This window comes from Streptomyces sp. BL1, assembly GCF_057628045.1.
The window spans coordinates 599,216-619,131 of record NZ_JBXYWZ010000002.1 but is presented as its reverse complement, the minus strand read 5'-3'; the positions used below and the strand labels follow the sequence as shown (position 1 = coordinate 619,131).

The 19,916-nt window shown below is 70.9% G+C and carries 17 protein-coding genes; 9 read left to right on the top strand and 8 right to left on the bottom strand.

What is annotated here, in order from left to right; all coding sequences use genetic code 11:
- Positions 1-461: 461 nt before the first annotated feature.
- Both AC3AGO_RS02950 and AC3AGO_RS02945 read left to right on the top strand, forming a co-directional pair.
- Complete coding sequence (locus AC3AGO_RS02950; RefSeq protein WP_487818507.1) at positions 462-902, top strand: DUF7144 family membrane protein; 441 nt, start codon at positions 462-464, stop codon at positions 900-902.
- Positions 902-1,867, top strand: coding sequence for a S8 family serine peptidase (locus AC3AGO_RS02945; RefSeq protein WP_487818506.1), 966 nt, complete (start codon positions 902-904; stop codon positions 1,865-1,867). Before AC3AGO_RS02950 ends, AC3AGO_RS02945 begins: the two co-directional genes overlap by 1 nt.
- Positions 1,868-2,009: 142 nt before the next feature.
- Here AC3AGO_RS02945 and AC3AGO_RS02940 read toward each other — a convergent pair whose 3' ends face one another.
- The gene (locus AC3AGO_RS02940) at positions 2,010-3,119 is read right to left on the bottom strand and encodes an AI-2E family transporter (RefSeq protein WP_487818505.1); all 1,110 of its coding nucleotides are present in this window, start codon (positions 3,117-3,119) and stop codon (positions 2,010-2,012) included.
- 206 nt (positions 3,120-3,325) lie between these two features.
- On the opposite strand from AC3AGO_RS02940, the gene AC3AGO_RS02935 reads away from it, so the two are divergent.
- Positions 3,326-4,003, top strand: a complete 678-nt coding sequence (locus AC3AGO_RS02935; RefSeq protein WP_487818504.1) for an MOSC domain-containing protein — start codon at positions 3,326-3,328, stop codon at positions 4,001-4,003.
- Here the strand turns inward: AC3AGO_RS02935 and AC3AGO_RS02930 are convergent.
- From AC3AGO_RS02930 to AC3AGO_RS02920, 3 genes are all read right to left on the bottom strand, one after another.
- Positions 3,942-4,286, bottom strand: a complete 345-nt coding sequence (locus AC3AGO_RS02930; protein ID WP_487818503.1) for a hypothetical protein — start codon at positions 4,284-4,286, stop codon at positions 3,942-3,944. The genes AC3AGO_RS02935 and AC3AGO_RS02930 overlap by 62 nt on opposite strands.
- Positions 4,287-4,317: 31 nt before the next feature.
- Complete coding sequence (locus AC3AGO_RS02925; protein ID WP_487818502.1) at positions 4,318-5,514, bottom strand: FAD-dependent monooxygenase; 1,197 nt, start codon at positions 5,512-5,514, stop codon at positions 4,318-4,320.
- A 62-nt stretch (positions 5,515-5,576) separates the two neighbouring features.
- Complete coding sequence (locus tag AC3AGO_RS02920) at positions 5,577-7,199, bottom strand: DHA2 family efflux MFS transporter permease subunit (protein ID WP_487818501.1); 1,623 nt, start codon at positions 7,197-7,199, stop codon at positions 5,577-5,579.
- A 158-nt stretch (positions 7,200-7,357) separates the two neighbouring features.
- Here AC3AGO_RS02920 and AC3AGO_RS02915 point away from each other — a divergent pair, with 158 nt between their 5' ends.
- Entirely contained in the window at positions 7,358-7,798 is a 441-nt protein-coding gene (locus AC3AGO_RS02915; protein ID WP_487824518.1) for a MarR family winged helix-turn-helix transcriptional regulator, read from the top strand.
- A 143-nt stretch (positions 7,799-7,941) separates the two neighbouring features.
- Here AC3AGO_RS02915 and AC3AGO_RS02910 read toward each other — a convergent pair whose 3' ends face one another.
- Positions 7,942-9,078, bottom strand: a complete 1,137-nt coding sequence (locus AC3AGO_RS02910) for an aromatic ring-hydroxylating oxygenase subunit alpha (protein ID WP_487818500.1) — start codon at positions 9,076-9,078, stop codon at positions 7,942-7,944.
- Positions 9,079-9,301: 223 nt separating this feature from the next.
- Positions 9,302-10,411, bottom strand: coding sequence for an S-(hydroxymethyl)mycothiol dehydrogenase (locus tag AC3AGO_RS02905; protein WP_487818499.1), 1,110 nt, complete (start codon positions 10,409-10,411; stop codon positions 9,302-9,304).
- Between the two features lie 926 nt (positions 10,412-11,337).
- Between AC3AGO_RS02905 and AC3AGO_RS02900 the strand changes: the two genes are divergently transcribed.
- The 5 genes from AC3AGO_RS02900 to AC3AGO_RS02880 all read left to right on the top strand — a co-directional run bounded on the left by AC3AGO_RS02900 (position 11,338) and on the right by AC3AGO_RS02880 (position 18,593).
- Entirely contained in the window at positions 11,338-11,658 is a 321-nt protein-coding gene (locus tag AC3AGO_RS02900; protein WP_487818498.1) for a bifunctional 3-phenylpropionate/cinnamic acid dioxygenase ferredoxin subunit, read from the top strand.
- Complete coding sequence (locus AC3AGO_RS02895; RefSeq protein WP_487818497.1) at positions 11,655-12,833, top strand: NAD(P)/FAD-dependent oxidoreductase; 1,179 nt, start codon at positions 11,655-11,657, stop codon at positions 12,831-12,833. Before AC3AGO_RS02900 ends, AC3AGO_RS02895 begins: the two co-directional genes overlap by 4 nt.
- Positions 12,834-13,463: 630 nt before the next feature.
- Positions 13,464-14,900, top strand: coding sequence for an MFS transporter (locus AC3AGO_RS02890; RefSeq protein WP_487818496.1), 1,437 nt, complete (start codon positions 13,464-13,466; stop codon positions 14,898-14,900).
- A 268-nt stretch (positions 14,901-15,168) separates the two neighbouring features.
- Positions 15,169-17,529, top strand: a complete 2,361-nt coding sequence (locus tag AC3AGO_RS02885) for an arylsulfatase (protein WP_487818495.1) — start codon at positions 15,169-15,171, stop codon at positions 17,527-17,529.
- 173 nt (positions 17,530-17,702) lie between these two features.
- The gene (locus AC3AGO_RS02880; protein WP_487818494.1) at positions 17,703-18,593 is read left to right on the top strand and encodes a LysR family transcriptional regulator; all 891 of its coding nucleotides are present in this window, start codon (positions 17,703-17,705) and stop codon (positions 18,591-18,593) included.
- Positions 18,594-18,669: 76 nt separating this feature from the next.
- On the opposite strand, the gene AC3AGO_RS02875 is transcribed toward AC3AGO_RS02880, so the two are convergent.
- Together AC3AGO_RS02875 and purU are read right to left on the bottom strand one after the other, a co-directional pair.
- Positions 18,670-18,954 carry a hypothetical protein gene (locus tag AC3AGO_RS02875; RefSeq protein WP_487818493.1) on the bottom strand — a complete coding sequence of 95 codons (285 nt, stop codon included), beginning with the start codon at positions 18,952-18,954 and terminating at the stop codon, positions 18,670-18,672.
- A gap of 105 nt (positions 18,955-19,059) precedes the next feature.
- The gene (gene purU, locus AC3AGO_RS02870) at positions 19,060-19,908 is read right to left on the bottom strand and encodes a formyltetrahydrofolate deformylase (RefSeq protein WP_487818492.1); all 849 of its coding nucleotides are present in this window, start codon (positions 19,906-19,908) and stop codon (positions 19,060-19,062) included.
- Positions 19,909-19,916: the final 8 nt, after the last annotated feature.

The window sequence follows — 19,916 nt, the reverse complement described above, 5'->3', positions numbered from 1 at the left end:
AGTTGAGAATGGCACGGAGTGGTCTTTCCTCCGCGCCGCCCTCCCGTGACGACGCCCCGCAGTAGAGCAGGACCGACAGCGGGCACGGCACATGTGTGGTGTCGCGGCGTGTCCCGCACGGGTGACAACGGCCCGCGCGAAGAGCCGCACGTTGGTGCGATGGCGGATCACCCCAGCGCGACCGGCGCGCGGCAGAAAGCCGGCCCCGCACCGGCGTGGGAGGACCACGCACTCGGGGTACGAGGCCAGCCTCGTCGTCTTCTCCCGCCTCAGCGCCGTGCACAGGCACAGAGGATCCCCACCGAGGGGTCTGCCCCATCGCACGGCCGGGTGACGACGTGTCACGACGTGTGCTCCAGACGGCCGTCTTCCCGTGGTGACCGCCGGGCCCGGCCCGGAGGGTCGGGGAGAGCCGGCGGGGCCAGAGGCCGCCTCCGCTGCCGAAGAGAAGGTGAGACAGCATGGCACAGCCGAACGCCTCCCATCCGTCCCCCGGTCACGGGCCGCCGCCGCGCACCAACAGCGGCTGGGTGTCGGGCACCGTGACGTTCGCCGGTGTCCTGATGGTGATCAACGGTGTCCTCGCCGTCCTCCAGGGCATCTCGGCCGTCGCCGAGGACGACGTCTACACCCGCGTGCACGACTACGTGTACGACCTCGACGTCGCCGGATGGGGCTGGGTGCACGTGGTCCTCGGGATCCTCGGCATCCTCGTGGGCGCGAGCATCCTGCGCGGCGCCGCCTGGGCACGGATGACCGGCATCGTGCTGGCGTCGCTCAACCTGATCGCCCAGTTCCTGTTCCTTCCCTACGCGCCGGTCTGGTGCTCCCTCGTACTCCTCCTCGACGTCTTCGTCATCTGGGCGCTGGCCGTCTACCGCCACGACCGCACGGAGGCGTGATGCGCCGCGCAACGACCAGGGCGGCCGCACTGGCGACGGCCCTCCTCGTCACCGCCGCGCTCGGCGGATGCGGTGACGACCGGCAGACCGATCCCAAGCGCAAACAGCAATGGGGGCTGGAGGCGCTGCAGCTGCCCGGCGCGTGGGAGAAGGCGAAGGGCGACGACACCGTCATCGCCACGGTCGACAGCGGCGTCGACCTGGACCACCCCGATCTGAAGAAGCGTCTCGTGAAGGGCTACGACTTCGTCGACGGCGACCGGCAGCCACGGGACGGGAACGGGCACGGCACGCACGTCTCGGGCATCGCGGCGGCCGACACGGACAACGGCACCGGCGTCGCGGGAGGCGCCCCCGGCGCCAAGATCATGCCGGTACGGGTGCTGGGGAACGACGGCAGCGGCGGCAACGCCGGCATCACCAAGGGCATCGTGTGGGCCGCCGACAACGGCGCGGACGTCATCAACCTCTCCCTCGGTGAAGGGCCGTTGATGTCCAACCTCCTCCAGGGCGGCATCCTGAACGCGGCCATCCGGCACGCGAACGCGAAGGGCGCGGTGGTCGTCGCCGCGGCGGGCAACGACGGCGCCGCCACCCAGCCGTACAAGACGGACACGCCGGTCCTGGTGGTCGGCGCCAGCGACCAGAACGGCAAGGCGGCCGACTTCTCCAACTTCGGCGCCCGCCAGGCCGTTTCGGCGCCCGGCGTCGGCATCCTCTCCACGCTCCCGACCTACACCGTCCGCGAGACGCTCAAGAACGACACGGGTTACGGCAAACTCGACGGGACCTCGATGGCCGCACCGTACGTGTCGGCCGTGGCCGCCCTCCTGCACGAGAAGGGGCTCAGCCCCGACAAGATCATCGACACCATCCGTGCCTCGGCCCGCAACCCCGACCACGACACGCGGCTGGGCCTCGGCGTCGTCGACGCGGAAGCGGCCGTCAACAAGGCCGGGGACTGACGCTCCACCACGGCCTGCGGTGTGGGCCCAGCCTGCTGACCGGCCGCACCGGAAGGGGCGTCAGCGCGTGGCGGCCACCTCGAACGCGGGCCGTAGCTGACGGCTCGTCAAGCGGCAGCAGACGGTGAGGCCTTGCGGGGCCTCACCCCGGGGCGTCGCCGGTACCGGTGCGGGCGGCCGCGCCGCGGAGTTCCGCCGCCACGCCGACTGCGGCCGCCGCGAGCGGCACCGCCAGCAGCGTGCCGATCAGCCCGCCCAGGGCCGCTCCCGCCGTGATGGCGAGCATCACCAGCGCCGGATGCAGCGCGACCGTACGGCTCTGGACCGTCGGCTGCAGCACGACCCCTTCGAGGATCTGCACCGCGAAGACCACGGCCAGCGCCCCCAGCGCGATGCCCCAGCCGCCTTCCGCGAGAGCCACCAGCACGGCGACGGTGCCGGACAGGAACGCCCCCACGTACGGGATGTAGGCGCCGACGAACACCAGGGCACCGAGCGCGAACGCGTTGGGGACCCCGAGCAGCGCCAGCCCCAGCGTGATGCACAGCGCGTCGACGACGGCGATGAACGTCGTCCCGCGCATGAATCCGCTCATCGCGCGGTACGCCCTGCGCAACGCCCGGATCACGTGGGCATCGCTGCCGGCCGGGGCGATGCCGCGCAGCGCCACGACAGCGCGCTCGCGGTCCCGGAGCAGGAAGAAGACCAGCGCCAGCACGAGGATGGCGGCCATCAGCAACTGAGCGGCTGTGCCCAGCCCGGACAGGACGCCCTTGGCGGCGTTCTCCGCCGCGTTCTTGCCGAGATCCCCCAGCCCGTCCGCTGCCTGGTGCACGGCCTTCGCCACCGGACCGTCGCCACTCACCTTCCCCGCGGCCCGACGCAACGCGTCGGCGATCTGGCCCGACGCGTCCGACAGCAGCGTGACGAGCAGGAAAAGGGCGCCGTCCACGACCACGACCAGGACGACGCAGGTCAGACCCGCCGCGATCCCCTTCGGCAGCCCGAGCCCGCGGGCCCGCCGCGCGAGGGGATCGAGCAGCGCGGTGACGAGGAGCGCCACCAGCAGGGGAACGACGGCGGCGCGGAGCAGCACACACACGGCGAGCACCAACGCCACCACACCGGCGATCAACAGCAGCGCGGCGCTCCAGGACGCCGCCTTCCGGAGAGACGCCGGCAGATCTGCCTTGCCGGCGTGCCCCGCGTCGTCGGGCGCCACGTCCGCCGCGCCGCCCTCGTCCTCGCGCATCGACCGCCTCTCCACGCACCGTCGGATCAACCCCTGCCAGTAGACGGCACGGGCACGTGCGGCGCCGGTTCGCGAGGGCAAGTGCAGTACCTCGCAGAGCGGCAGCCCGCTTTGCGTCCGCGGGCGAACGGAGGGGGCGGGCCGCTCGGTGCCTGGCCGCGGGAAATGAGTCGTCGGGGTGGGGGAGGGGGTCGTAGCGTCGGGGGATGGAGCTGCTTTCCGTGAATGTGGGCAGGGCTCGGGCCAACCCGTGGAAGGGGAACGGGGCGACGGGGATCGACAAGCGGCCCGTCGGGGGTCCTGTGGCCGTGGCCGCTCCGGGCGGTGAGGGGATCGGCGCGGTCGGCCTTGCCGGGGACCGTACGTACGACGTCGCGCACCATGGCGGCTCCGATCAGGCCGTGTACGCGTACGCCCGGGAGGATCTCACCGGCTGGGAGGGCGAGTTGGGCAGGCCGCTGTCCAACGGCGTGTTCGGGGAGAACCTGACGACCGTCGGCCTCGACGTCAACGCGGCGCTGATCGGGGAGCGTTGGCGGGTGGGCCCGGACGTCGTACTGGAGGTGTCGTGCCCGCGGGTCCCGTGCGGGACGTTCCAGGGCTGGCTGGAGCGGGACGGGTGGATCAAGCGGTTCACCGAGGCCGCGCTGCCCGGCGCGTTCCTGCGCGTGATCGAGCCGGGGGACATCCGCGCCGGCGACCCGGTGGAGGTCGTGCACCGGCCCGCCCATGACGTGAGCGTCGCGCTCTGCTTCCGTGCGACGACACGCGAGCCGCACCTGCTGCCACGGCTGCCGGCCGCCGACGCGCTGCCGGAAGAGATCAAGGAAATGGTCCGCAGACGTATTGCTGCGGGAGGGCGGGATCGCGGGAGCGCCGCGTGAACTGACCCCGCCTGTCGGGCCCCGTCGTGACCTGGCCGGGGAGACCGGGCTGGTCGATCGCCCACAGCCGGGTGCCGTTCGGCCGGCGGCGTGCCACTTCGACGGTGACGGTGCCGTCGGCGAGCCGTACCGAGGTCAGCGCCAGGTCGCCGTTGCGGAGCGTGGGCAGGTGTCGCCTGGGCGCGAACGTCGGTTTACCGGCGGCAAGTTGCTCGTACGCCACGCGGAGCTCGTCGCCGCACTCTTCCAGGGCGGACCGCGCCGCCCCTTCGCCGAGGATCATGCCCGCATCCGGCCCTCGCGAGGTCTCCTCGTCAGTGTGACGACCCGTAGGTCGGGAGGGTGAAGGTGTCGGCCGGGGGGATCAGGAAGCGGCGGAGCGCCTTGCTGACGCCGGGGCGTGTGGCGGTGCGCAGGACGGTGTGGAGGGTGCGGATGCCCGTACGGGTACGGGGCATGGCGAGCCGGGGCGTTCCGGGCGGCAGGTTCTGGGCCCGCTCCGCGTACGGGCGTACGGCGGTCTCGTAGGCGCGGAACGCGTCGCGGTGATGGTCGTGCCGCGCGAGTTCACCGGCGAGGACGTACGCGCCGACGAGGGCGAGGCTGGTGCCCATGCCGCTCAGCGGCGAGGCGCAGTAGCCGGCGTCCCCCGTGACCGCCACCCGGCCCTGCGACCAGCGGGGCATACGGACTTGGGCGACGGACTCGAAGAAGAAGTCCGGTGCCTCCTCCATTGCCGACAGGACGCGGGACGTTTCCCCGCCGACGTCGGCGAAGAGCCGGCGCAGGAGCTGCTTCTGCCCGTCCTGGCCGAGGAGTTCGTAGCCGCGGGGCGGGGAGAGGAAGGACAGCGAGGCCCGGGTGGTGCCCTGGTTGTCGGGGCGCAGGTTCACGGCCCGGCCGCCGGGAGCGTTGTGCCAGCGCGCCCAGCGGCCGTCGGACGGGGCGCGGGGGATGGTGAAGTAGCCGGTGCACAGGCCGAGATGCCTCGTACGGGTGCCGTCCGTGAAGGCGAGGTCGCGGGTACGGGAGCGCAGTCCGTCGGCGGCGACGACGAGGTCGAAGGTACGGGCGGGGCCGTGCCGGAACGTGACGTGGACCCGGTCGCCGTCGTCGTCCAGCGCGGTGATCCGGTCGCCGAAGACGTACTCCGTGTCCTCGCGGGTGTGCTCGTGGAGGAGGGAGGACAGCTCGGCGCGGAGGATCTCCAGCTCCGCGACGGGCCCCTTGCCGCCCAGTGCGTCCGCCGCCAGGGCGGCCTTCGTCCGGCCCGCGCTGTCCACGAACCTCAGGCCCTCCTCCTGCGTGGCCGCGGCGCGTGCCGCGGGTTCCAGGCCCATCCGCCGTACGACGTCGAGCCCGGCGCCGCGCAGGTCCACGGTCTGCCCGCCGGGGCGCAGTTGAGGTGCGCGCTCGACGACGGTGGCGGTCATGCCGTGCCGGTGGAGCCAGTAGGCGAGAGCGGGCCCGGCGATGCCGGCCCCCGCGATCAGAACGGTCTTGTGCGCCATGGGTTCCTTCTCGGGGAGGGGCCGACGGGGGAGAGGAGGGGCGAAGAGGGTCGGGGTGGGGGTCAGTTGGGGGCGGGTTCTGGGTCCGTCGGGGCGGGGGTCGTGGCGGGGGAGGGCGTCTTGCCGGGGATCAGGGCTGTGGCGACGAGCCCGAGGACGATGAAGCCGGCGGCGACGCAGGCGCCGTAGTTGATGCCCTCCGTCATCGCCGACCGTGCCGCGTCGGCGACGGAGGCGGTCTGCGGGTGCGAGGCCAGCGGGCCGATCGCCGCGCCCGCGCTGTCCGTCACCGCGCCGGTGAACTTGTCGGCCTGCGCGCCGGTGAGGCCGCCACCGTGGAGCCGCTCGGACAGCCTGGAGCTCAGCGTCGTGAAGAAGACCGTGGTGAGTACCGCGATGCCGAGCGCCGAGCCCAACTGCCGGAAGGCGCTCTGGATTCCGGAGCCCTGACCGGCGCTGTGTTCGGGAACGTCGTGGAGCACGACATTGGTGACCTGGGCCGTGGCGAACCCGACTCCGATGCCGTACAGGAAGAGCACCGTGGCGATGGTCCACCACGGGCTGTCCACGGCGGCGACGATCCCGAGCCCGGCCAGTCCGGCGACCTCCAGGGCCAGGCCGAGGCGCAGCATGTTCAACGGCGAGACCTTGGCGGCCATCCCGAAGCTCGCGCCGCTGGCGACGAAGCTGCCGATGGCCACGGGGACGAGCGCGAGCCCCGCCTGCAGGGCGCTGTAGCCGAGCGTGAACTGGAGCCACAGCGGGAGCACCGCGACGATCCCGAACTCGCCGAGGCTGATGATCAAGGTGGCGAGGTTGCCGTTGCGGAAGGAGGAGAGGGAGAACAGCCGCACGTCCATCAGCGCCCGCGCGGAGTCGTCGCCGCGGGTGAGCACCACCTGCCTGCGGACGAAGGCGGCCAGCGCCAGGACTGCCAGCGCGAGCGCGACGAGGACGGGGGAGGGCCCGCCGCTCCAGGTGAGGCCGAGGACGTGCAGGGGCTCGACCGTGGCGAGCCATCCGTACGTGCGGCCCTCCACGAGCCCGAAGGCGAGCAGGCCGAGGCCCGCGACGGACAGGACGGCACCGGTCACGTCGACGCGGCCCCTCGTACGCGGCGAGGGCGCGAGGAACAGCAGCGCGCCGACGACGATCAGCGCGGCCAGCGGAACGTTGATGCCGAACGCCCAGCGCCAGGTGGCGTGTTCGGACAGCCAGCCGCCCAGCAGCGGGCCGAGCGCGGAGGCGGCGCCGATGGTCGAGCCCCACACGGCGAACGCCTGACCGCGCGCCTTGCCGGTGAAGGTCGCGTTGAGCAGGGACAGCGAGGTCGGCAGGATCATGGCCGCGCCGGCGCCCTGCAGGAAGCGGGCCAGTACGAGCAGTCCGCTGGACGGGGCCAGACCGGCCAGCACGCTGGTCACACCGAAGACCACGACGCCGGCGACGAAGACCCGCCGCGCGCCGAGTATGTCCGCGACCCGGCCGGTGAGCAGGAGCAGCGCGGCGAAGACGATCGCGTACGACTCCTGGATCCACTGCGACTGGACGGACGTGACGTCCAGGTCCTCGACGATCGAGGGGACGATCACGTTGACGATCGTGGTGTCCACGACGATCAGCGCCACGCCCAGGGCGATGGCGATGAGGCCGAGCCACCGGCGGGCGGGGGACGGGTCACGCATCTCGATACCTCCACGGTAAAGTAATTCCACTGTGAAGGTAAGTACGTGAACGATAGGTTGTCAAAAGCGAACGGCAGTCACCGGACGGAAGAGAGTGGGGCGGAGTCGTGGCGGAGGAAGAGGCGTCGGGCGGCGTCGTGGCGCAGCGCGAGCGGCTGATGGAGGGACTCCGGGTCTACGGGGGGCACTTCACCGAGTTCAGCCGCCGGTTCGCGGGCTGGCTGGGGCTGCACTCCACCGACGCGAACGCTCTGCTGGAGATCGTCGCCGCCGAGGAGCGGGGCGCGCCGCTGTCCCCGGCCCGCCTCAGCGAGCGCATCCTGCTGTCCTCGGGCGCGACGACCGCGCTGCTGAACCGTCTCGAAGAGGCCGGGCACGTCGTCCGTACCCGGGAGCACACGGACCGGCGGGTCATCACCCTGCACAGCAGCGAACACATCCAGGAACAGGCCGACGCGTTCTTCCGCCCCCTCGCCCGGCGCCTGGACGCGATGATGTCCCGCTACCCGCCCGAACTCCTCGCACAGTTCGAGACGTTCATCGCCGACCTGAGCATCAACATGGACGCCCAGCTCGCCGAACAGCAGCCGGACGCCTGACACCGGATACCTGAAGCGGGCACGACGACCGCGCGCGCGACGACGCGAGGGCGCGCCGTACGGGCAACCCTCGCGTCGTACCGTGCCGTTGACCGCTCACCCTCCTGGAAAGGGGGAGCGGTCAACAGGCTGGGCGGAACAGGTCAGTTGGTGCCTTCCTCCTTGGCGAGGCGGGTCTGGAGCCAGGTGTGGAAGTCGCCGATGTGGTGCTCGCTGGGGACGAGGACGCCGCCGGCGGCGTAGGCGCGGGAGCCCATGCCGAGCTGGGTGCGCTCACAGGCGTCGAAGTCCTGCTGGTTGACGCGGTGGAACAGTTCCACGGAGCGGTCCAGGTCTTTTCCGCTCTCCACGACGTGCGGGAGGTAGAGCCAGTCGCACTCGACCACCGTACGGTCGTGCGCCATCGGGTACATCCGGTGGAAGATCACGTGGTCCGGCACGAGGTTGATGAACACCTGGGGCCGCACGGTGATCGCGTAATAGCGGCGGTCCTGGTCCTCGGCGACGGTGGGAATGCGGTCCAGTCCCTCCGAACCGTCGACGGTGAATCCCTGCGCCTCCTGGGAGAACTCGGCGCCGTGCCCCACGTAATACTGCGCGGCGAGACCGTCCGCGAACTCGGGCAGCACCTCGGTGAGTTCGGGGTGAATCGTGGCGCAGTGATAGCACTCCATGAAGTTCTCGATGATGAGTTTCCAGTTGGATTTCACGTCGTACGTGATCCGCCGGCCCACATGAAGGTTTTCGATGCCGTAGCGCTCGATCGACTCGGTGTCGCCGAGGCGTTCGGCCACCGCGCCCATCACCTCCTCCTCGAAGGAGGGCGGGTCCTCGGCCAGGCACACCCACACCTGCCCCAGCCATTCGCGGACGTGGACATTGACCAGGCCGTAGGCGGTGCGGTCGATGTCGGGCATCTCGGTGAGGTTGGGCGCGGCGACCAGCTTGCCGTCCAGCCCGTACGTCCAGGCGTGATACGGGCATTGGAAGGAGCGCTTGACCTCGCCGGACTCCTCGGTGCACAGGCGCGCCCCACGGTGCCGGCAGATGTTGAGGAACGCGCGGACCGAGCCGTTGCGGGCACGGGTGACCAGCACGCTCTCCCGGCCGACCTGAACGGTGCGGAACTTCCCGGGCTTGTCCAACTCGTCGCTGCGGACCGCGCAGAACCACATCTGCTCGAACAGATGCTGCTGTTCGCGAGCGAAGTACCCGGGATCTGTGTAGGTGCCACCGGGAAGCGTGGCGATGAGGCTGGAAGGGAGGCTGTCGAGGGTCATCGTGCCACCTTTCGTCAGGTGTCAGACGTGTATACGGCGGGAGTCGGGACAAGGAGTGGGACGGGCGTGGCGCCAGGAATGACGGGGCGCTCCCGCCGCGTACGGGCGGGAATGCGCGAGTCGCCGGCCCGGTGGAACGGTGGTGCCCTCGTCCGGCGGGAAGTCCCGGAAGTCCCGGAAGTCCCTTGAGTTGAGGCGCCGTCGGCCGGCGCGAGCGCGGCGTTCACAGGACCACTACGGAACGGAGGATCTCTCCTCGGTGCATTTTCTCGAAGGCCTCTTCCACCGCGTCCAGAGGAATCTTCTCGGTGACGAAGGCATCGAGGTCGAGGCGTTTCTGCCGGTACAGCTCGAGGAGAGCGGGAAAGTCGCGGGACGGGAGACAGTCCCCGTACCAGGAGGTCTTCAGCGCTCCGCCGCGCCCGAAGAGGTCGAGGAGCGGGAGCTGCACCCCGGCTTCCGGCCCGGGCACGCCGACCAGGACCACGGTGCCGGCCAAGTCCCGGGCGTAGAAGGCCTGACGGTACGTCTCGGGCCGGCCCACCGCGTCCACGACGAGGTCCGCGCCGTGGCCGCCGGTCAGCTCGCGGACCGCCTCGACCGGGTCGGTGCGCGAGGAGTCGACGGTGTGGGTGACGCCGAACCGGGCAGCGCCCTCCAGCTTCCGCTTGTTCACATCGACGGCGATGACCTGGGCGGCGCCGGCGGCCAATGCGCCCGCGACGGCGGCCAGTCCGACACTTCCGCAGCCGATCACGGCGACCGAGTCGCCGCGTTCGACCCCTCCGGTGTGCGCGGTCGCACCGAACCCCGCCATGAATCCGCAGCCGAGCAGGCCGGCGGCCTCGGGGGTCACCGGGGCCACCTTGGTGCACTGGCCGGCGGTGACCAGTGTCTTCTCCGCGAAGGCGCCGATGCCCAGGGCGGGGGAGAGGACGGAGTCCTTCCCTGCGCCTTTCGGGGACGTTCCGTCGGCCAGGGACATCGGCCGGGTGGCGTTGCAGGTGTCGAAGCAGTGCCAGGGGCGGCCGCGCAGGCACGCACGGCACTGGCCGCACACGGCCCGCCAGTTGAGGACGACGAAGTCGCCCGGGGCGAGACCGGAGACTCCCTCGCCGACGGTCTCCACCACACCCGCTGCCTCGTGTCCCAGCAGGAAGGGGAAGGCATCGCCGAACCGGCCGTCGCGGTAGTGCAGATCGGTGTGGCACACGCCGCAGGCCTGCACCTGGACGAGGACCTCACCGGGGCCGGGGTCGGAGACCACGATGGTCTCCACCGTGACCGGCGCGCCCTTCTCCCGCGCGATGACCGCGCGTACTTCGTGTGGCAACTGTCGGGCTCCTTGAGGCGGGCGGGAGCTGAGTTCCGGCCGGGTGCGGTGCAGGACAGAGGTGCTGCCGTGCCGCGCCCCTGTGTGGCAGGGCAGGGGGCGGCGCGGCGCGCAGGGGGCACCGCCCCGCGGCGTGCGTGCGGGGCGGAGGTACGGACCGGTGGGACCTGGGACTTGACCGTGAAGTACGGCCGGGAGGTACGGGACGCGATACGGGCTGAAGTGACACCCGGTTGTTTCGCATCGCGCATTTCGTTGCGTCGTGAGAGACGATGCGACAGCCGCGAGTTGGCTGTCAAGAGCATATGAAGAGCCCGTTGCACGCCCCTCGCCGGCGAACCCTGCGGGAACGGTTCCCTGGTCGGAGCTGTCGTCACACGCGTCCCATCAGGCGTCTCGGGAACCTGGCTGACGCGGCGTCACACCGGTGGCCGGGGAGGGGAGTTCGAGAGCGGGTCCGCAGCGCCGGGGGCGGTCCGGGTCCGCGGCCGACGCGGCACGGAGTGCCGCACAAGGAGCATCGGCGGTGGGTCGGTCGGCCCGCGGTGCCGCCCGCGTCGCGGCACCCTCTGGCGGCTGCCGCGGAGGGGGTGGTTCGATCAAGTCGGCCGGGGCGCGGAGGCGTTGCTTTCGTACCGTGTGGTAACGGGCGTGACCTGCAGGTTCTCCACTGGAGGGGTATGGCCGTTCAGGCCGTCGGAGTTCCGCTTCCGGTACCCCCTTGACAAGCCCCGGGAGCGCCCGAAATTCTGTTGCGTAATGCGAGCGCTGTTGCGCATAGCGGAACAGTCGATCCAGTGCTCCGCAACATCCCATCCCCTCTCGGTCTCTCCGCCGGCGGTCGGCCCCTGCTCTTTCGGGGTGACCGGACCCTCGGCTGCGTGTCTCCCCTGTCGCCTTCCAGGCGACCGAACCCGGAGGTTTCAATGATCACGGTGTGTTCACTCGAGGAGCTTCCTCCCGGTGAATCCCTGCGCGTAACAGAGGGTGTGCCGACCCCTGTTGCGGTGTTCAACGCGGACGGCACGGTGTACGCGATCGACGACACCTGCACGCACCAGGTGGCCTCGCTGTCCGACGGCTTTCTGGAGGGCTGCTTCGTGGAGTGCCCTCTGCACGCGTCCTTCTTCGACCTGCGTGACGGACGCCCCACGTGCCCTCCGGCCAAGGCGCCTGTCCGTACGCACAAGGTCTCCGTGGTCGACGGATACATCCAGCTGCACGTCACTGTGGGAGAGCCGGTATGAGGAACATTACTGTCGTCGGGGCCTCGCTGGCCGGGCTGAGCACCGTCCGCGCACTGCGCGCCGAGGGATACGACGGAGACATCACGGTCGTCGGCGCCGAGCACCACCGCCCCTACGACCGCCCGCCGCTGTCGAAGGACTTCCTCTCCGGAGCCGTGGAGGCCTCCGCACTGGAGCTCGGCGACGCGGACGACTACGAAGTCCTGGGCGCGGAATGGGTGTTGGGCGAGCGGGCGCTCCGGCTCGACCCGCTGGCCCGTACGGTCGACCTGTCCGGCGGACGGCAGCTGACCAGCGACGCCGTCGTCGTGGCGACCGGAGCGACCCCGCGTACGCTGCCCGGCGCCGAGGAACTGGACGGCATCCACACCCTCCGCACCCTCGACGACGCCATCGCCCTGCGCGACGACCTGGGCAAGGGCCCGCAGAACATCGTCGTCCTCGGCGCCGGCTTCATCGGCGCCGAAGTCGCCTCCACCGCCCGCAAGCAGGGCCACGACGTGACGATCGTCGACCCGGTGGACGTACCGCTGCAGCGCGCGCTCGGCCGGGAGATGGGCGTGGTGTGCTCCGCCCTCCACACCGACCACGGCGTCCCGCTGGTGCAGGACCGTACGGTCGGCTTCACCGGCGAGGGCCGGGTCACCGGCGTCCGCCTGGCGAGCGGTGAAGTCCTGCCCGCCGACACCGTGCTGGTCGGCGTGGGCGTCATCCCCGTGACCGACTGGCTGGCAGGATCCGGCCTGGAGGTGGACGACGGCGTGGTCTGCGACGCGGGCTGCGCGACCGGCATCCCCAACGTGGTCGCCGTCGGAGACGTCGCCCGCCGCCCCGACCCGTTCACCGGCAAGCACGCCCGCGTCGAACACTGGACCAGCGCGATGGAGCAGGCGGGCTGCGCGGCGCGCACCCTGCTGGCCGGGGTCTCGCAGGCGCCGCCGGTCAAGGTGCCGTACTTCTGGTCGGACCAGTACGGCGTACGCATCCAGTTCGCCGGTCACGTCGCCGAGGGCGCGCAGCCGCAGATCGTCGAAGGCGACTACGAGAGCCGCTCGTTCACGGCCGTCTACCACCACCAGGGCTCTCCCGTGGCGGTCCTGTCGATGAACCGGCCCAAGCCCTTCAACCGGCTCCGGCGCTCGCTGGTGGCCCCCGCCGCGGCCGCCGCGGTCTGAACTCCGGCGGCCGGCCGACTGTACGGACCGGCCTCCACACCGACGGGAACCGCCCCGTCGTGGAGGCCGGTACGACGACTGCGAACACACCCCACGGGAGGCGGACTTCTCCCACGTGAGCGGGCCGACCCAGGGCGGAACCGGCCCGCTCTTCGTATGCCGTCCCGCAGTGGCGCATGCCGCGGTGACGGGCTGCGGTGACGGGCCGCCGTGACAGGCTGCCCCTTCGCTCAACTCGCTCCACACGAACCGCCGTCCGTACAGCGCAGCACGGGTATTGACCCCCGTGTCCGCCCCCGCATACTTTGACGTGCGACTGATATATCAATCTCGCGTTCAGGATTACCCGGAGACCGGAACCTGAGCTGCGGGACGCGCATGCCATGCGAAGCAGCGGCGGTTGTCGGAGGGTTGACGACTCGGCGAGGCCGCATTCCGTGTGCCTTCCGCCGGCCTGTACGCACCGCCCAGGAGTGGGAGAGCCGGCCCGGCAATGCCCCCTCTGCGGCCTGCGCCCGTTCACCCCGCTCTACCGCATCGCGCGACACCAGCGGCCGGAACTCCACTGCCCGCTGCCCCCTTCAGACCGGCCGGCCTCGCAGGAAGCCTGCCCGCGCCCAGGAGGTCCGCATGAGTTCCTCACTCATCGACGACAGCCACTTCCGACCATTCCACAAGAAGATGTTCGCGTTGACCGCCGGAGGGCAGTTCCTGGACGGCTATCTGCTCAGTATCGTCGGTGTCGTCATTCTCGGGATGCGTGAGGATCTCGGTATGTCGGCCGGAGAAGAAGGGCTGATCGGCGCCGCGGCGCTGGTCGGCCTGTTCGTCGGCGGCCTGGTCTTCGGGCACGTCACCGACCGTGTCGGCCGTCAACTGCTGTTCATGCTCCACTTCGTCGTCATCGCCGCCGCCTCGGTCGCCTCCATGTTCGTGCACGACGCGACACTGATGGTCCTCCTGCGCTTCGTCATCGGAGTCGCACTGGGCGCCGACTACGCCATCGGCAGCGCCCTGCTCTCGGAATGGCTGCCGCGGGCCCAACGCGGCCGTGTCATGGGAATGCTCATCACCGCGTGGTTCGTGGGGGCGACCGCCGCCTATCTGGTCGGCTACGCGCTCGTGAACACCGTGGAATCCGGGGCCTGGCGCTGGGCACTGGGCAGCGCCGCCGTCCCCGCCGTGGCCTTCATCATCGCCCGCATCGGCACACCCGAGTCGCCACGGTGGCTCGTCAACCGCGGTCGCATGGAGGAGGCGCGCAAGGTCCTGCGCCGCGTGTACGGCGAAGAGGCCACCCCGGAGGCCATCGAATCCCTGCGGGCCGAGGAGTCGGCCCAAGGGCTGGGATTCTCCGAGGTCTTCCGCGGCGGCTACCTCAAACGCACCGTATTCGTCGGACTGTTCTGGCTGCTGCACATCGTGCCCATGTTCGCGCTCTACACCTACGGCCCCACGATCCTGAAGGCATACGGCGTCGCCGACGACAACGACTCGATCATCGCCTCGGTGCTGATCAGTCTGCTGTTCCTGATCGGCTGCGTCCCCGCCCTGCGTCTGATCGACACCCTCGGACGACGACGGCTCATCGTCTGGTCGTTCGCGCTCATGACCATCCCTCTCGCCGTCCTGGGACTCGTGCCCACGGCGCCCGTCGCAGTCGTCCTCGCGTGTTTCTGCGCCTACGCCTTCTTCTCCGGCGGCCCCAGCATCCTGGAATTCATCTATCCCACCGAGCTGTTCCCCACGGAGATCCGCGCCACCGCCGTCGGCATCGGTACCGCCGTCAGCCGTATCGGCTCGGCCGTCGCGACCGCGCTGCTGCCGCTGGCCCTGGACCGCATCGGGGTCGACGCCACCATGCTCATCATGGCCGGGATCATCCTTCTGGGCTTCGCCGTCTGCCTCGCCCTCGCACCGGAGACCCGCGGATGGCGTCTGGCGGACGCCAGCTCCGTCGCCGCGCCCGCGGCAACCACGACAGCCCCCGCCGCCCCGGCCCCTGCGGCACCGGACCACGCCGGCACGCCCACCCCGGCCCCCGCCCCCGCCTCCGAGGGGCTGTAACCCTCTCTCGGTGACTTTCCCAGCACGGTTGCGCCCCGCCGCCCGCGGGGCGCAACCGTCGTTCCCCGGCGAAGGACCGGCCGCCCGCTCGCACCCCATAGAAGTTTTCTATGGCACGTATTCAGAATTCGTTCCGGTACGTGAAGAGCACCTTGTTGACCGGCAGTTGGGCGGGTGTCATTTTTCTCGGAGGCGCTGGTCGCCGCGGAATTCCGTCGTGGGGCGCCGGATTCCGGGAAGAGTTGTTCACCACTCCAGGAGGCACGCATTGTCGCAATTCGATGCCGGACGGCACGTACTGCCGCGGCCGGATGTCCACACACCGGCGTCCACGGTGATGGACATCCACGAGCAGGAGACGCCCTTCACTCCTGTGGGCCCGGTGCCGCCTCCGCAGGGCGCGCCGAACGTCGTGATCGTGCTCGTCGACGACCTCGGCTTCGGCACCTCCAGCGCCTTCGGCGGCCCCTGCGACATGCCGGCCGCCGACCGCCTCGCGAACAACGGGCTGCGCTACACCCGCTGCCACGTCACGGCCCTGTGCTCGCCCACCCGACAGGCCCTGCTGACGGGCCGTAACCATCACTCCGTCGGCATGGGCGGCACCGCCGAGATGGCCACGGCGGCTCCCGGCTACAACGGCTTCCGTCCGCGCAGTGCCGCGACCATCGCGCAGATCCTGCAGGGCAACGGCTACAGCACGGCGGCCTTCGGCAAGTGGCACCAGACACCGCCCCGGGAGATCTCCGCGGTGGGGCCCTTCGACCGCTGGCCGACCGGTGAGGGCTTCGACAGCTTCTACGGCTTCATGGGCGCCGAGATGAACCACTGGTACCCGCAGCTGTATCAGGGGACCACCCCCGTGGAGCCGGAGCGGCGGCCGGAGGACGGGTATCACCTGAGCGAGGACCTCGTGGACCACGCCATCGACTGGGTGCGGACCCAGCGCACTCTCACGCCCGACCGGCCCTTCTTCACGTACCTCGCGCTCGGCGCGGCGCACGCCCCGCTGCATGTGGGCCCGGAGTGGCAGGAGAAGTACCGCGGCAGCTTCGACCACGGCTGGGACCGGCAGCGCGAACTCACCCTCGCCCGGCAGAAGGAGCTCGGTGTCGTCCCGCCCGAGACCGAACTGGCGCCGTGGGCCGAAGGCGTACCGCACTGGGACGAGCTGTCCGACAACCAGCGCCGGCTGTCCGCGCGGCTGATGGAGACCTTCGCCGGGTTCACCGAGCATGCCGACACCCAAGTGGGCCGGTTCACCGAGGCGTTGGAGGAGATGGGCGAGCTGGACAACACGGTCTTCGTCTACATCCTCGGGGACAACGGCGCCTCGGGCGAGGGCGGCATCGAGGGCACCGTCGTCGAGCACCGGCTCGGCCACGGCGTCGTCGACGACCCGGACGAGATGATCGGCCACCTGGACGAGATCGGCGGACCGCTCAGCTACCCCATCGCGCCCGCCGGCTGGGCCCTCGCGCTCAACACGCCGTACCAGTGGACCAAGCAGGTCGCCTCGCACCTGGGCGGAACACGGGACGGAATGATCGTGCACTGGCCCGAGGGGACACCCGAACCGGGTGGTCTGCGCCACCAGTTCACGCACGTCATCGACATCCTGCCGACCCTCCTGGACTGCGCCGGCATTCCGCAGCCGCACAGCGTGGACGGCGTACGGCAGCAGCCCATCGAGGGCGTCAGCATGCACGAGACCCTCGCCACGGCCGACGCTCCGGAACGGCACCGCACCCAGTATTTCGAGATGTGCGGCAACCGCGGCATCTACCACGAGGGCTGGATGGCGGTGACCCGGCACGGCATCCCCTGGGAGATGGTGCCCGACGGCAACCGCAGGTTCGCCGACGACGTGTGGGAGCTGTACGACCTGACCACCGACTGGAGCCAGGCGCACGACCTCGCCGCACAACACCCCGACCGGCTGCGGGAGTTGCAGGACCTTTTCCTCGTCGAGGCCGCCAAGCACCAGGTCTTCCCGCTGGACGACCGGGTGACCGAGCGCGAGAACCCGGCGCTTGCAGGCCGCATCGATCTGCTCGGCGACCGCACCTCGGTCGTCTACCGCGGCGGTATGCGCCGGTTCACCGAGGAGACCACCCCCAACGTCAAGAACCGCTCGCACAGCATCACCGCCGACATCGAGGTGCCCGGGACGAGTGCCGGGGGCGTACTGATCGCGCAGGGCGGCCGGTTCGGAGGCTGGACCCTGTACGTGAAGGACGGCACACCCGCGTACGAGTACAACTACTTCGACCTGCACCGATACCGGGTACGGGCCGACGGGCCGCTGACACCGGGACGTCACGAGGTGCGGCTCGAATTCCGTTACGACGGCGGCGGACTCGGCAAGGGCGGGGAGGCCGTCCTGTTGGTGGACGGCAAGGAACACGCCACCGGGCGCGTGGAGCAGACCATCCCGTACTACTTCTCCTTCGACGAGACCCTGAACGTCGGCGTGGACCTGGGCACCCCCGTCAGCGAGGAATACCCCGTCATCGACAACGAGTTCACGGGCACCGTGCACACCGTCCGCGTGGACCTGGACGGCCCGGCCGGGCACGCGGAGGACTACGAAGGCGGCCTGCACCGCCGCGTCATGGGGGCGCAGTGAGCTGCTGCGTCCCCTCCGGCGGGCGGCCGGAGTCACCTCCCGCCGCCCGCCAGGGCCGCCCCGCCGGCACCACCACCGGCAACACCGGCTTCCGCTGCGCGGCCGGCCCGGACTGAGCCCGTACGGCACGGGACACTGCCGGAGGCAGCCGAGGCAAGAGAGTGGGGATATCCGTGGAGCGACGCCAACTGGAGTACTTCATCGCCGTGGTGGAGCACCGCGGCTTCACCTCCGCGGCCAACGCCCTGCACATCGCCCAGCCTTCGCTCTCCCACGCCATCCGGGCCCTGGAACGCGACCTGGGCGGGCGGCTCTTCCACCGGCTGCCGCACGGTGTGACGCCGACGGCCGCGGGGGAGGCGCTGCTCGGCCCGGCCCGCCAGGTCCTGCGCGACTTCGCCACGGCCGCCTCCTCCGTACGCGAGGTGCTCGGACTGCAGGGCGGGCGGCTCGACATCGTCTCCCAGACGACCCTCGCCGTCGACCCGCTCGCCGGGCTGCTCGGGGCGTTCCGCAGAAAGCACCCCGGCATCGACGTACGCGTCGTGGACCCCGAACGCGGCGCCGACGTCATCCGCATGGTGAGCAACGGCGAGTGTGAACTGGGCCTGGTGGACGCCACGGTGACCTCCCAGGCGACCACGTCCGAACTGGAGGGGCGGGACCTGCCGGAACAGGAGATGTACGTCGTCCTGCCCCCGGACCACCCCGACCCGCCGGACGGCCCCGTCGAGGTGTCCCGGCTGGCCGCGATGGAGCTGATATCCACACCACCGGGCACCTCCACCCGCGCGGTGCTCGACGACGCGTGCGCCGCGGCCGGAATCGCCGCGCGCAGCGTGGTGGAGACCGCGCACCGCGCCATGATCGTCCCGCTGGTCCTCGCCGGCGCGGGCGCGGCGCTGCTCACCCGCTCCATGGCCGACGACGCCGCGGCCCACGGGGCCCATGTACGCGCCGTACGGCCCCCGTTGCTCCGCCGCGGCCGCCTCGTGTGGCGGCCCGGCCCCATGTCTCCGGCGGCCCGCGCCTTCGTGGACTCCGCCCACATCACCCCGGGCTGACATCCACCCGCCCCCCCCGTAGCGGGCGGGGAGGGAGGCCCGGCCGGCCTCCCTCCCCGCCCGTGTCGGCTCCCGGTCAGGCCCAGCAGGCCTCCGAGGCCTGGCCGTTCTCGACGCCGAGCTGTTCCAGGCGGCCCTGGCACTCCAGCCGCTCGCCGTACGTGGGCGGCGGGGGTTCCAGGACGCCGCAGGCGCCCTTGGTCGCGGGGCCCACGGGATAGCCGTACTTGGCGACGACCTGCTCGCACTGGACGGCGCCCTTGAGCTGCGGGCCGGAATCGGCCGCCGCGGAGGCGAGGCCCGCGCCGGCCGCGGCGAGTGCCATGGCACCCACCGCGGCCGCCCGGATGACGCTGCGCATGAAGTTCCCCCTGTTCTCTGTGGGTTGACACCCCGCACACGCAACGGGCGGCCGTCCCGTATGACACCCGGAACGGTGATCCACGTCACTCCCGGCGTCGGCGGCTCAGCGGAAGACCACCGTGCTGTGTCCGTTGAGGAGGACGCGGCGTTCGCAGTGCCAGCGGACTGCGCGGGAGAGGGCGAGGGCTTCGGCGTCGCGGCCGACGGTCTGGAGTGCTTTGGGGTCGTAGGTGTGGTCGATGCGGGTGACTTCCTGCTCGATGATGGGGCCTTCGTCGAGGTCGGGGGTGACGTAGTGCGCGGTGGCGCCGACGAGTTTGACGCCTCGTTCGTAGGCCTGGTGGTAGGGCTTGGCGCCCTTGAAGCCCGGCAGGAAGGAGTGGTGGATGTTGATGGCGCGGCCGTGCAGTGCCTTGCAGGTCTGGTCGGAGAGGACCTGCATGTAGCGGGCGAGGACGACGAGTTCGGCGTCGTAGTCCTCGACCAGCTGCAGCATGCGGGCCTCCGCCTCCGGCTTGGTCTCCCGGGTGACGGGGATGTGGTGGAAGGGCAGGCCCGCGGCCTCGGCCATGGGGCGCAGGTCCTCGTGGTTGGAGACGACGGCGACGATGTCGGCGCCGAGGTTGCCGGCGCGCCAGCGGTAGATGAGGTCGTTGAGGCAGTGTCCGAGCTTGGAGACCATGACGAGGACGCGGGCGTCGTGGTGCGGTGCGAAGTGGTAGTCCATCGCGAAGTCCGCTGCGACCCGCCGGAATCCGCGGGCCATCTCCTCCATGTCGACGTCGTCGTCGGCGGTGGCCTGTGTGCGCAGGAACAGCCGCTCGCGGACCGGGTCGTCGAACTGCTGGTGCTCGGCGATGTCGCAGCCGTACTCGAAGAGGTAGGCGCTGACCGCGCGGACGATGCCGGTGCGGTTGGGGCAGCTCAGAGTGAGGGTGAACGAACGGGTCACGGGGATCT

Coding starts and splice junctions, on each gene's coding strand:
- AC3AGO_RS02950 (WP_487818507.1), top strand. CDS start 462: ATGGCACAGCCGAACGCCTCCCATCCGTCCCCCGGTCACGGGCCGCCG.
- AC3AGO_RS02925 (WP_487818502.1), bottom strand. CDS start 5,514: ATGGCGCACAAGACCGTTCTGATCGCGGGGGCCGGCATCGCCGGGCCC.
- AC3AGO_RS02910 (WP_487818500.1), bottom strand. CDS start 9,078: ATGACCCTCGACAGCCTCCCTTCCAGCCTCATCGCCACGCTTCCCGGT.
- AC3AGO_RS02930 (WP_487818503.1), bottom strand. CDS start 4,286: ATGATCCTCGGCGAAGGGGCGGCGCGGTCCGCCCTGGAAGAGTGCGGC.
- AC3AGO_RS02935 (WP_487818504.1), top strand. CDS start 3,326: ATGGAGCTGCTTTCCGTGAATGTGGGCAGGGCTCGGGCCAACCCGTGG.
- AC3AGO_RS02890 (WP_487818496.1), top strand. CDS start 13,464: ATGAGTTCCTCACTCATCGACGACAGCCACTTCCGACCATTCCACAAG.
- AC3AGO_RS02900 (WP_487818498.1), top strand. CDS start 11,338: ATGATCACGGTGTGTTCACTCGAGGAGCTTCCTCCCGGTGAATCCCTG.
- AC3AGO_RS02875 (WP_487818493.1), bottom strand. CDS start 18,954: ATGCGCAGCGTCATCCGGGCGGCCGCGGTGGGTGCCATGGCACTCGCC.
- AC3AGO_RS02945 (WP_487818506.1), top strand. CDS start 902: ATGCGCCGCGCAACGACCAGGGCGGCCGCACTGGCGACGGCCCTCCTC.
- AC3AGO_RS02895 (WP_487818497.1), top strand. CDS start 11,655: ATGAGGAACATTACTGTCGTCGGGGCCTCGCTGGCCGGGCTGAGCACC.
- AC3AGO_RS02920 (WP_487818501.1), bottom strand. CDS start 7,199: ATGCGTGACCCGTCCCCCGCCCGCCGGTGGCTCGGCCTCATCGCCATC.
- AC3AGO_RS02915 (WP_487824518.1), top strand. CDS start 7,358: ATGGAGGGACTCCGGGTCTACGGGGGGCACTTCACCGAGTTCAGCCGC.
- AC3AGO_RS02940 (WP_487818505.1), bottom strand. CDS start 3,119: ATGCGCGAGGACGAGGGCGGCGCGGCGGACGTGGCGCCCGACGACGCG.